The sequence below is a fragment of the Flagellimonas algicida genome (assembly GCF_049629585.1).
Classification (GTDB): Bacteria; Bacteroidota; Bacteroidia; order Flavobacteriales; family Flavobacteriaceae; genus Flagellimonas.
The window spans coordinates 1,398,780-1,410,203 of sequence record NZ_JBMYIX010000001.1 but is presented as its reverse complement, the minus strand read 5'-3'; the positions used below and the strand labels follow the sequence as shown (position 1 = coordinate 1,410,203).

The 11,424-nt window shown below is 42.6% G+C and carries 7 protein-coding genes and 1 tRNA gene; 4 read left to right on the top strand and 4 right to left on the bottom strand.

The window, feature by feature from the left end; translation table 11 throughout:
• The first annotated feature begins 116 nt into the window (after positions 1 to 116).
• From ACPD8L_RS06275 to ACPD8L_RS06265, 3 genes are all read left to right on the top strand, one after another.
• Positions 117 to 190 (top strand) — tRNA-Pro (locus ACPD8L_RS06275).
• A 217-nt stretch (positions 191 to 407) separates the two neighbouring features.
• Positions 408 to 1,643, top strand: a complete 1,236-nt coding sequence (locus ACPD8L_RS06270; protein ID WP_423942566.1) for a site-specific integrase — start codon at positions 408 to 410, stop codon at positions 1,641 to 1,643.
• Between the two features lie 225 nt (positions 1,644 to 1,868).
• A complete protein-coding gene (locus ACPD8L_RS06265; RefSeq protein ID WP_423942564.1) occupies positions 1,869 to 2,435 on the top strand; it encodes a BfmA/BtgA family mobilization protein in 567 nt (188 codons plus the stop codon).
• Between the two features lie 171 nt (positions 2,436 to 2,606).
• Here the strand turns inward: ACPD8L_RS06265 and ACPD8L_RS06260 are convergent, their stop codons facing one another.
• The 4 genes from ACPD8L_RS06260 to ACPD8L_RS06245 form a co-directional block, all read right to left on the bottom strand.
• Positions 2,607 to 3,602 (bottom strand): IS110 family RNA-guided transposase, encoded by a 996-nt coding sequence (locus ACPD8L_RS06260; RefSeq protein WP_423942563.1) that lies wholly within the window; start codon positions 3,600 to 3,602, stop codon positions 2,607 to 2,609.
• A 431-nt stretch (positions 3,603 to 4,033) separates the two neighbouring features.
• On the bottom strand, positions 4,034 to 4,768 hold the full coding sequence (locus ACPD8L_RS06255) for an MIP/aquaporin family protein (RefSeq protein WP_423942562.1): 735 nt from the start codon (positions 4,766 to 4,768) through the stop codon (positions 4,034 to 4,036).
• Positions 4,769 to 4,779: 11 nt separating this feature from the next.
• On the bottom strand, positions 4,780 to 6,273 hold the full coding sequence (gene glpK / locus ACPD8L_RS06250; protein WP_423942560.1) for a glycerol kinase GlpK: 1,494 nt from the start codon (positions 6,271 to 6,273) through the stop codon (positions 4,780 to 4,782).
• A gap of 20 nt (positions 6,274 to 6,293) precedes the next feature.
• Positions 6,294 to 7,934: a glycerol-3-phosphate dehydrogenase/oxidase gene (locus ACPD8L_RS06245; protein WP_423942559.1), complete on the bottom strand. Its 1,641-nt coding sequence runs from the start codon at positions 7,932 to 7,934 to the stop codon at positions 6,294 to 6,296.
• Positions 7,935 to 8,117: 183 nt separating this feature from the next.
• Between ACPD8L_RS06245 and ACPD8L_RS06240 the strand changes: the two genes are divergently transcribed.
• Complete coding sequence (locus tag ACPD8L_RS06240) at positions 8,118 to 11,420, top strand: SusC/RagA family TonB-linked outer membrane protein (protein WP_423942557.1); 3,303 nt, start codon at positions 8,118 to 8,120, stop codon at positions 11,418 to 11,420.
• Positions 11,421 to 11,424 lie beyond the last annotated feature (4 nt).

Here is an 11,424-nt window from a genome sequence, read left to right as displayed (position 1 = left end):
ACCTGTGAATTGTACCTATGGGATTTCCTATATTTCCACAGGCTTGTTTTTTCTTTTTTAATTTCAGGAATTGGCGAGGTAATATCAGTAAAATTTATATTTTTGCAATCCGTTTTCGGGATGTGGCGCAGTCTGGTAGCGTACACGCATGGGGTGCGTGTGGTCGCTGGTTCGAATCCAGTCATCCCGACGAACCACTAAATAGGTGGTATCAAAGCACTGTCAACTGACTGATTGACAGTGCTTTTTGTTTTTATTGCATTCATTTGGATTCATTTAAAACCATATAAAAGGTGTAGAGTTCGGTGAATGTTTCGGTACGTTCATTGTGCATAATTTAGATAGCGTTTGACGCTGTTCACGGGTGTTTTGCAAACCTGTTTTTTTAAACCCAAAAGTTATGTATTATGCGCAATTCCAACACTTTAAAAGTACTTCTCTTCACTCGGGACATTTCAAATAATCCCCAAAAGTTGACCATTTATGCCCGTATCACCGTCAATGGGAAGAGGGCAGAGATAAGTCTTAAACGTTATACCTCGGTGAATGAATGGGACGAAAATAAGGGAAGGCTCCATGGACTTACCCACAAGGCCCGTTTATTGAACAGCTACCTTGATGAGGTCTATGCTGCAATCATGGACACCCACAAGATATTATTGCGGGAAGAAAAGGTAATCACAGCCCAAGCCATTAAAGCCCGTTATCTAGGGCAGGACGAGCAACATAATACCCTACTTGAACTTATTGAGTATCATAACAAAACACAAAAGAGTGTACTCCGCCCCGGAACGATGAAGAACTATTATGGGACCAAAAAGTATCTCCTTCGTTTTTTGGAATTTAAATACAAACTCCCCGACATCCGATTGAAACAATTGAACTATAAGTTCATTACTGATTTTGAACACTATTTACTGAACGGCCCACAACTCCAAAGGGGAAAGAAATGTACCAATAATGGCGCTATGAAACACTTGGAGCGTTTAATGAAAATGGTCAAGCTGGGCGTCAAGTTGGAATGGTTGGACAAAGACCCCTTCATTAACTATAAGCTCAGATTTCATAAAACTGAACGAAGTTATCTTACGGAAAGGGAACTTAGGCGAATTGAAGAAACGGACTTCACTGGAATAGGCTATGAAAAAGTCAAAGATGCATTCCTTTTCGCCTGTTATACTGGCCTATCTTATATCGATGTCCGGGAACTTGAAAAGAATCAATTGGTACTTGGTATTGATGGAAACCAATGGATCTATACCAAAAGGGAAAAAACATCGGAAAGTGTAAAACTTCCCCTATTGCCCAAAGCAAAAGAAATCATTGAAAAGTATTGGGACAGTCCAGAGACCGATACTAAAATACTACCTGTACTCTCCAATCAAAAGACAAACAAATATCTAAAAGAGATTGCCAAGGCCTGTGGTATTTACAAGACCATATCCTTTCATTCAGCCAGGCACACCTTTGCTACAACGGTAACCCTTTCCAATGGAGTGCCGATAGAAACCGTTTCAAAAATGCTTGGCCATACAAAATTGTCCACTACCCAGATCTATGCAAGGGTACTGGAGCATAAGATAGGGGAGGACATGCAAAACCTTATAGAACATATGCAGACCAAAAAAGCAGCCGAAGGATGATAAAGATGTATTTATTCGGTCCCGCTTGCGGGACGAAGGAATAGCAAGAGGATAGCGTGCTAAAGCGGCGCTATTGATTCATTTTCCTTCGGAAAAGCTCTGTTTATAAGGGTTTTTGGAAATGGTTGATTTTAGGAACTGCAAAATTTATTGTTACAATAATGCTGGGGTTTCCTGTAATCACTGAAAAGAATTGTAACAATTGTAGCCCTTAAAACTTGAAATATGGACGATTTCAAAGCAGTTAGGATAAAGAAAAGGACTTTGTCCAGATTTAAGGTCTTTTCTAGAAAGGTGGGCAAGAGTTATTCCCATACCTTGGATATGGTCATGGATTTTTTTGAGTGGCATGGATTTTTACCATCTGAAAGATTTGAAAAGAGCATTGGTCAAGAGATTATCAAGAACAGGAAACGGACGGAAGCGGTCATTGCCATTATCAGGGATATTGAAAAGAACCAGACACTTCCAACCATTGGTATGATGCAGGCTTTGTTCAATCAGGAACTGGACAATGATGGGGAAGAGGATGATTTCCTTGAGGACATGATCGAGAAGAATCCACCAAAGCCATATCCAAAATTCGAGGGGGAAGTAATGGTCCCCAGGATCAAGTATGAACATTTGGAGGAAAAGGCAGCCTCACTCCAAACAGATTTAAAGGATATCCTTGAAAAGGTCAAAGTGGTCAAGGGCAGTTTTGGAAAGAGTTATCTGAAGCTTGAAATAACTGAAGGAAGGTTGGAACGATATAAACTTGAAGCCAATAGGCCTTTGGATTCCCTTTATTGATATGAAGTATGCCGTCCAATCAATAGAAAAAGATGCCTCGCTCAGTAGTATTAGTTTGGTAAGTATTCTATGAACTTTCCAAATTAAATCTGATGATTTTTGTGAATTATTTTTCCCTATCAATACACCCCGTCTTTTTGCGGGGGGCGATATTGAAGGAAAAAATAATGTTTAGTAGGCATGTGCGTAGACGTTGACGTACGGTGTGCCACGATTCACTACTGCGAATGCCCTTGACACGAGTTTGTTTCGTATGATGTTGATGGTGCTCATCTTGCTTTTACCGGAAGCCACCCTTCGGTCATAGTACTTTCGGATTTCTGTATTGTATAGGATTGATGACATCGCACACATGTTCAGAAGGCTTTTGATGTTCTTGTTGGCGATGTGGCTTACCCTCGACCTACCTTTGATGCTTGTCCCTGATTGATTTGGATATGGGGCTATTCCACAGTACGCCGCGAATTGCCTTGCGTTCTTGAACTTGGTGAACGCTTCGGTATGTATCAATAAGGAGAGGGATCCTTGGATTCCAATTCCCCTAATGCTCATTAAAAGGGAGAAGATTCGTGCCAGTTCCGCGTCCCCTTTGGCGATGGCCTCCATTTCCCTGTCAATGGCCTTTATCTGCTTTGAAAGCTCTTTTATGATTTTTTCCTGGACTTTTAACAGCAGGCCAAAATCCTTCCTTTCAAGTACTTTTTTCTGTTCCCTTAAACTGGTCTTGTAGCCTGCCCTTTGCCTTATGACCCGTTCCCTAAGGGACAGGAGTTTTTTCAGTGACCTTATCTGTTTTGATGGGGCCTTTGATGGTTTGATTTCATCCCTGAGCCTATATGCGTACAGAGCTATCTTTTGGGCATCTATCCGGTCATCCTTGCCCCTTGTGATGTCTAGGGACCTTTTGACCTCAAGGCCCGGCACCATTTTATAGGGAATCTTGTTTTTTGATAGAAAACCCGATAACCGTTCGGAGTATAGTCCAGTATGCTCAAACACAAACAGGGTCTCCGTGCTTTTGTGATCACTATGGGACCTTGCCCATTTTACAAGAAGGGTGAACCCTTTCTCGGAGTTCTCGAATGTTGAACTGCTCCCATTGGAATGAAGGTAGGCATCCAATGTGGCCTTGCTCACATCGATGCCGATGGTCTCTTTGATTTCCATAACTTTATAGTGTTTTAAATGGTTACGTTGACTAAAACCTTTAGCAGGTAATTCCTAAATTTCTATTTGGTCCTTTGTAACCGGATTAAGAGAGAATGGGGACTAATACTTACCATGGGCCGTTAACCTCGGTTTGGGAAAAGTTCACCCCATTCTCTTTTTTGATTACTACCAAAGTTATCCATAAAATGGAGGTCAACGATTTAGTACGATGACCAACTTTTGGAATCGACAACAATGGTTAATAAATGAAGATCTAATCTAAAGGAATTTGGGACGCTTGCCGCGCAAAACAACGTTTTGCTCGCGTGTATATCAACCTCTAAAAGAACAAACTCCTTATTTTTCTATGATTATCCGATTCATGTCTTATAAAACACATCTAAAGTATAGCGAGATAATGTTTCAATTCTTTATTGGATTTGAACTTTTCAAGATAAGATAAGATAAGATAGAGCAGCAAAGATGCTGCCGATAACGGGGCCTATTATGGGTATCCAGGAATAACCCCAATCGCTCCCACCTTTCCTCTTAATGGGAAGCACGGAATGCATGATTCTCGGACCTAGGTCACGTGCCGGATTTATGGCATAACCGGTAGTGCCACCAAGGGCAAGACCTATCACAAACACTAGAAGGGATACCGGTACCGCACCTAAAGACCCCATGCCTATTGGAGCTTGGATGTCACCTTCACCCAAAAGAGGGTCGCTAAAATAAAAAATGACAAAAATAAGGGAAAATGTTCCTATGACTTCACTCAATAAATTTGACGGCCAATCCCTAATGGCTGGATCGGTACAGAAAGTAGCTTTTTTGGCAGCTGCGTCATCCGTTTTCCGATAATGGTTGCGATACAATACCCAAACAAAAAAACTGCCCAACATGGCACCGATCATTTGTGCCATTATATAGGTGGGCACGAGCTCCCATGAGAATTTTCCTGCCATGGCCAAACCAATGGAAACAGCAGGATTGAGATGTGCACCGCTATATGGGCCGGCAATGACCACACCTATAAATACCGCTAAGGCCCAACCAGTGGTAATCACGATCCATCCACCGTTGTTCCCTTTAGTTCCCTGAAGGACCACATTGGCCACTACACCATTCCCCATAAGAATGAGAAAGAAGGTTCCGATAATTTCGGCTATAAATGCTGTCATTTGGATATGGTTTATTTGTGGTTAGACCAATAATTAGTAGTATTAATCGCTTTGTGCCATTGTCCAACGGCTTCTTTTACCTGAAAATTTACTTCTGGTTTATATTTAATTTTTACTTTCCATTGTCTTTTGATTTGTTCCACATCACTCCATATACCAATGCCAAGTCCTGCCAAGTAAGCTGCTCCCAATGCCGTAATCTCAGTAGTTTCCGGTTTGACTATGCCGGATTGAAGCACATCGGATTGGAACTGCATCAAAAAATTGTTGGTAGTGGCCCCACCATCAACCCTTAACTCTTTGATTTCAATATCCGCATCTGCTTCCATGGCCTTGAGTACATCATAAGTTTGAAAGGCAATGCTCTCCAGAGCTGCTCGGGCAATGTGCCCTGCAGTGGTTCCTCGGGTAATGCCCACAATGGTTCCACGAGCATGTTGGTTCCAGTGAGGGGCTCCCAACCCGGTAAATGCGGGAACAAAACTTACCCCGCCATTATCATCGGTACTATTTATTAGTTCTTCGATTTCTGGTGCGGAATGAATAATACCAAGTCCATCCCGTAACCATTGTACAACCGCCCCAGCAATAAAGATACTGCCTTCCAAAGCGTAAACCACCTCATCACCAATCTTCCATGCTAGTGTGGTGAGCAACTTGTTTTTGGAAATAATGGGCTTGCTTCCAATATTCATGAGCATGAAACAACCGGTGCCATACGTATTCTTTACCATTCCTGGTTCTGTACACATTTGCCCGAACAAAGCGGCATGTTGGTCCCCTGCAATTCCTGTAATAGGAATTTTCTTTGCAAATATAGCCCCTGATGTTGTGGCCAAGTCCCCGCTCGAATCACATACTTCTGGCAACATTTTTTTTGGTATGCCGAAAAGTTCTAATAACTCATCGTCCCAAGAGAGCGTATGGATGTTATATAAAAGATATCTTGAAGCGTTGGTGCTATCCGTAATGTGCTTTTCACCTTCTGAAAGGTTCCATACCAACCAAGAATCAACTGTTCCGAGAGCCAATTGGCCTGCTTCTGCCTTTTCACGTGCACCTTCTACATTGTCCAAGATCCAACGAACCTTGGTTGCTACAAAATAGGCATCGATGACCAAGCCTGTTTTTTCGCGGATCATCGGTTCATAGCCTTTGGCGATGAGTTCGTCACAATAGTCAGAGGTACGCCTATCTTGCCAAACTATGGCATTGTAGACGGGTTCACCCGTTTCTCTGTCCCAAACTACGGTAGTTTCCCTTTGGTTTGTAATGCCTATGGCGGCTATATCCTCTGATTTTAGTTTGGACATCGAAACCGCTTCGGCGGCCACCCCAATTTGGGACGATAAAATCTCATTGGCATCATGCTCGACCCATCCCGGTTTTGGAAATAGTTGTCTAAACTCCTTTTGAGCTATGTTGATGGCCTTTCCGTTTTGGTCAAAGATCAAAGCACGGGAGCTTGTTGTGCCCTGGTCAAGGGCAAGAATATATTTTGACATGTTAGTTATTATTTTATGTTCTACTCTATCTTTTGTAGTCTGCTGGAAATTAAAACCTCACCCAAGACCGGATCTACAAGGTAATTTTTTGCGATGTTATGAAAATCCTCTATTTGAGTGTTTATCCATTCCTGGTCTTTACCTATTTCTCCAGCCATGATTTCCGCTACTTTTGGGGCCAGTTCGATAGCTGCTCTGGCATTTAGGAATAGAATGCGCAATCGACGGGCCAGTATGTCGTCAACCGTACGGGCCATTTCGTTACGAACTGCCCAGATTACTTCCGCGGCAGTAAATGAAAATTTGGGGTGGAGCGGGTGGTTCCAATCAGGATGGTCTCTTTTAAGCTGAGCAATCCCTATAGCATCTGCCCCATAAAACTCAAGCGATCCGTCAGCTATCTTCCCTGTTGTATATCCATGGATTTTTAAGGTCTGTGTTTGACATGGGCCAGCTGATAAACTACCAACTTCTATAGCTTGATCCACCGTATCTTCTGCCATCTTCCTGTAGGTGGTCCATTTGCCTCCCGTAATGGTGATTAATTTGGATGCGGTGACTTTAAGCTTATGGTCCCTGGATATTTCTTTGGTGCCCACTTCCTTGTTTTCAGGCAGTACGAGAGGTCTGAGACCTACGAATACACTTAGTACATCTTTTTCCTTAGGGGCTATTTCCAGATAATCTTTTAAGGTATCCAAAATGAAATTTATTTCTTGCTTCAAGGGTTTTGGCTCCAGTTGATGACGATCTAATGGTGTATCGGTAGTGCCTACTAAAAGATGATTATGCCATGGAACGGCGAAAAGTACCCTACCGTCAGTGGTGGCTGGTATCATAAGTGCGTGCTCGCTATCGAGGAAGGATTTGGGTAGAACCAAATGAATTCCTTGGCTTACCTTTAATAATGTATTGGCATCCGGATTGTCCATTTTAAGGATATCATCTACAAAGACCCCAGTAGCATTGATGACCACTTTTGCCTGGACACTATAGGCTTTTCCTGTTTCCATATCAGTTACCTGCACTCCGGTCACTTTGCCATTGAAATCTTTATTCAACTCATTTACCTTCATGTAATTAAGTAGATTCCCTCCTTGTTCAATACTGGTCTGGGCCAAGTTGATGGCCAAGCGGGCATCATCAAACTGTCCATCATAATATTGCACACCGCCATTAAGCTTCTTAGGATTTAAATTACCCATCTGTTTAAGTACGGTAATGCGTTTTAGTAGAGAGGTGTTCCCCATTCTGAATTTTTGTGCCATCCAATCGTAAATTTTCAAGCCAATACCATAAAAATATTTTTCCCACCAGCGATAGCTGGGGATAATAAAGGAAAGAGAATTGACCAAGTGAGGTGCGTTTTCAAGCATTATTCCTCTTTCCCGTAACGCCTCAAAAACCAGTTTAATGTTTCCTTGGGCCAAGTATCGTACACCTCCATGTGCCAACTTGGTGCTGCGGCTAGAGGTACCCTTGGCAAAATCGGACTGCTCAAAGAGCACTGTTTTCAAACCTCGTGAACTTGCATCCAGTGCCACGCCAAGTCCCGTGGCCCCTCCACCAATGACAAGAATATCCCAAACTTGATGTTCTGTCTCAATTTTTTGCAACAATTGATCACGACTAAAAGTTGTTTCTTTTTGTTCTTTTTTCATGTATTATTAGAAATAAAACGAAGCAAATATAACATAAATGCAACAGTGGAATAACATAAAAACAAAAAAAAGTTCTATAAAATGTCAAAATGGTATTTGTTTTTATTTTTTTTTGTTACTTTCGTAATTGTTAAAATTGTATTTTTTAAAAACCAACTACTAAAACTAAATTTTAGGAATCCAATGAAAAAAAGTTATGTGTATTTGCTCTTGTGCAGTTTGCTCTCTTTCTCTGCTTGGTCACAAGATACTATGATCAAGGGGGCGATCACCGATCAAGCGGGTGTTCCTCTTCCCGGGGCGTCCATTGTTGAAAAGGGAACTTCCAATGGTGTTGTTTCCGATTTTGACGGACAATTTGGCCTAACACCTTCCAAAGATGTCGTAGTCCTTGTAATTTCTTACGTGGGATATACAACACTGGAGGTTTCCGCTAGGTCAGGGTCTTTTCAAGACATTATTATGGAAGAGGATGCCAGTGAACTTGACGAAGTGGTTGTCACGGCCCTCAACATTACCCGTGAGGAAAAATCCTTAGGTTATGCCGTTGCCAAGGTTGAAGGGGAAGAAGTGACCAAATCTGTGTCGGGAAATTGGTTGAACGGTATGTCGGGAAAAGTTCCGGGTCTCTTTTTTGCCCAAGCCGGCTCTGGACCCAGCGGTTCCATCCGTGTGACTCTTAGAGGGGATCAGTCGTTGAATTATGGGAGCAATGAGGCACTTATCGTTGTGGATGGTGTCCCCATAAGTTCAGGTATGACGGCTACGCGGGCTGTGAGTAACTATGCCCAAGCCGATGCTCCGGTGGATTTTGGTGATGGTTTGAGTGACATCAATCCAGAAGACATAGAATCAGTATCGGTTTTAAAAGGTCCTGCCGCCGCCGCTCTTTATGGTTCTAGGGCAGCGAATGGAGCCATAATGATTACGACGAAATCTGGCAAGAAAGGCAAGGGGTTGGGTGTTACTGTGAATACCACTGTGAGTTTTGAGCAGGCTGGGTTCTTTCCTGATTTTCAAACGGAGTATGGGAACGGTTCCGATAGGGGTGAGCAGCCATATTCCCTTTGGGAGTTGACGGAAGACATGGCTCCCGATGGAGTGGCAACCAACAGACATTACTCTAGATACACTTTTGGGGAGCGGTTCGATTCCAACAAAATGCGTTATCTGTATGCTTCAAAAAACTGGGAGACTGGGGAATTCTCCAAATTGCCTTGGGTATATCAAGATGATTGGTATACAGGTTTGTTTCGAACAGGGGTCACCACGATCAATACGGTAAGTATCAATGGAAACAATGGTGAGGGCACTTCAAGTAGATTATCGATTACTGATTACAAAAACGATTGGATAATGCCCAACACTGGGTTTAATCGCCAATCGGTGTCCCTGGCGTTCAATACACCTATCAATGATTGGATTTCCCTTAACTCCAAGGTGAATTATTACCGTAAGAAAAGCGACAATATGCCAGGGGGGGGATATGATGAGTCCAACCCTATGTATGCCTTGATTTGGGGTTTTAATGTAAACAGTATGGAGGATTGGAAAAATGAGTATTTTGAAGGCAGGTACAATGTCTTGAATTGGTCTGCACAAGGGGAGAACGGGCAAGGACTGGTGTTTCCTTCGGCAAACTCATTCAACCCATATCGTACTTTGTACGAGGCCCTCAGTGCACACGATAAGAATAGGGTGTTTGGAAATATTGGATTGAACTTTGACCTTGGCCATGGCTTGTCTTTGGACTTACGTTCCGGTTTGGACTGGTCCACGGAATTTAGGACGCAACGGAGGCCTTTTTACACAACGGATTACCAGAATGGTTTTTATAGGGAACAGACGGTTCGTTATTTGGAGAACAATAACGACTTTATGTTACGTTACGAGAACAATGATATAGCCGATGGCCGATTTACGCTTTCTACATTTGTGGGTGGAAACAACAGAGTGAATGAGTATTATAACAGTAGGATCACCTTGGAGCAATTGGGGGAAGAGGGAATCTACCATACCACCAACTTGCCTACAGGAGTCAATCCGGACAATTATAATTATAGAAGCAAAAAGATTGTCAACAGTTTGTACGGAATGTTATCGTTGGGTTGGGATGATACTTACTTTTTGGATGTTACTGCACGTAACGATTGGTCCAGTACGCTTGCCCGTAGTAACTGGTCATTCTTTTATCCATCAGTTGCTGCAAGTGTACTACTTGATAAAGTATTTGATTTCCAGACCAACGCTTCCTGGGTCGATTTTACCAAGCTACGTTTTTCCTGGGCCAATGTCGGTAATGACACAGGTGCCTATTCGTTGTCACAACCCTATGGAAACACTTCGTTCCCTGGAGGTTATGTGCTTCCAGGAACCATTAGGAATCCATTGATCAAACCAGAAAATATTGAAAGTTGGGAAGTGGGTCTGGAGGCTAAGTTTTTCAAAAATCGATTGTCGTTTGACATCACTAAGTATTATTCTTCAACTACTGATCAAATCGTTTCGGTGAATGTAGATCAAATTACAGGCGCAACAGGTAGGATAGTCAATGCTGGGGAAATCACCAATGAAGGTATTGAAATTGCTGCTGGGTTTGTGCCAATACGAACCAAAGATTTTGAATGGTCATTTGATGCCAATTGGTCCAAGAACAACAATACCTTGGTGAGCCTGCAAGAAGGCTGGGATCCGGAGGAACCCCTGCAGACGGATATGGGTACTACCATAGGCGGGAGGGTCTATGTCTACTCCTATTTGGGTGGGGAGATGCACAATATTTATGGACGTGGATTCCAAAGGGCACCAGAAGGTGCCACCTATATAGACGAAAATGGAGAGACGATTGATGCTTCTGGAATGCATATTGTAAACTCCCAAGGGTATCCGGTCCTGGATGAGTCTCCCGACCGCGAGATAGCAAAAGTAAATCCAGATTGGAGAGGGGGCATGACACAGCGTTTTAGATACAAGAACCTTTCCCTATCTGCAGCATTTTCTGCACAAATGGGGGGGAGTGCATATTCTGTGACCAATTTTGCCCTTTCGTATCAAGGAAAACTTAAAAACTCTTTGGAAGGGCGTTATGATGGATTGGTACACGAAGGAGTCAATGCAGTAGAAAATACGGATGGTACTGTTACCTATACCAAGAATACAACCGTAACGGAAAACGTCCAAACCTACTACAATGCCTATATCTGGAACAGGAACAATACAGAGATGAATACCTTTAGCACGGACTTCTTGAAGTTGAGGGAACTACGGTTGGATTATCAAATGCCGCGTAAAATAATGGAAAGTACTGGCATTTTTCAAGACATGAGTTTTGGAGTTTTTGCAACCAATGTATTCTGTTTGACCGATTTCCCTCAGTACGATCCCGAAACGGGAATGTTGAACGGTTCGAATATCATGATGGGTATTGAGTCCGTAACCTTTCCAATGACACGTACATACGGTCTAAATGTTAAACTTTCATTCTAACCAT

Coding starts and splice junctions, on each gene's coding strand:
- ACPD8L_RS06270 (WP_423942566.1), top strand. CDS start 408: ATGCGCAATTCCAACACTTTAAAAGTACTTCTCTTCACTCGGGACATT.
- ACPD8L_RS06265 (WP_423942564.1), top strand. CDS start 1,869: ATGGACGATTTCAAAGCAGTTAGGATAAAGAAAAGGACTTTGTCCAGA.
- ACPD8L_RS06260 (WP_423942563.1), bottom strand. CDS start 3,602: ATGGAAATCAAAGAGACCATCGGCATCGATGTGAGCAAGGCCACATTG.
- ACPD8L_RS06255 (WP_423942562.1), bottom strand. CDS start 4,768: ATGACAGCATTTATAGCCGAAATTATCGGAACCTTCTTTCTCATTCTT.
- glpK (WP_423942560.1), bottom strand. CDS start 6,273: ATGTCAAAATATATTCTTGCCCTTGACCAGGGCACAACAAGCTCCCGT.
- ACPD8L_RS06245 (WP_423942559.1), bottom strand. CDS start 7,934: ATGAAAAAAGAACAAAAAGAAACAACTTTTAGTCGTGATCAATTGTTG.
- ACPD8L_RS06240 (WP_423942557.1), top strand. CDS start 8,118: ATGAAAAAAAGTTATGTGTATTTGCTCTTGTGCAGTTTGCTCTCTTTC.